At 41.2% G+C, this 835-nt stretch carries 1 pseudogene; it reads right to left on the reverse strand.

The annotated features are described in order from the left end of the window. Positions 1-835 (reverse strand): annotated as a pseudogene (locus AC3A84_RS11225) (hypothetical protein); the annotation flags it as partial.

The raw sequence follows: 835 nt of genomic DNA on the forward strand, positions 1-835 counted from the left end.
AAGTCCTTAGCAAGACGAGCTTTCAAGTTGTTTGTGCCATCCGATACAACGCCGATATTGTCATCAGTAGTCAATTTGTTTACATCAGTAATGCCACCGACTACATTCACTTGTTCGTTAAGTTTCTTCTTGATAACAGCACCTGTATCACCGCCATATTTCATGCCATCATCCAATGTTGCAACATCATGTTTTTCGCCGTTCTTTTCTTCGATAACGAGACGAGTGATGTTTGTACCGTCAACGCCAGGTTTACCGTCGCCACCTTTAATGGAGATGCCGTTAGCACCATCTTTACCATTCAAGCCGATAGAGCCGTCTTTACCATTGATAACAACAGCTGAACCATCTTTACCGTTAACTCCGATGGAGCCGTCTTTGCCGTCAGCACCCTTCTTACCAAGCACCAAATCGTCATTTACGTTAACTTTGTATGGATTATTAGCGGAACCATCGCCTTCAACGGTTGTATTTTTACCGTCTTTAAGGATAGTTTTACCTGCTGCAACAACGTCTTTCAATTGACCAAAGTTAACTGCATCCGTGTTATCAGTACCGGCTGCTACATTAGTAATCTTCTTATTGCCTGCATCAATGCCGTTCTTAAGAATCTTAGGACCACCATTTATAGTCAAGCCATCCGTATTCATAACGGTATCGCCGGTAGTTACACTAGTCAGATTTTTCAATTCTTTTGCTAATTTAACATTAAGCGCACCATTTGCAGATACTACGCCAATATTGTCATCAGACAATTTATTTGCATCAGCACCACCTTTGATATCTAACTGTTCGCCTAATTGTTTATTGATAACAGTTGTATCATCGCCCTTGA

It is taken from the genome of Paracidovorax sp. (genome assembly GCF_057642795.1).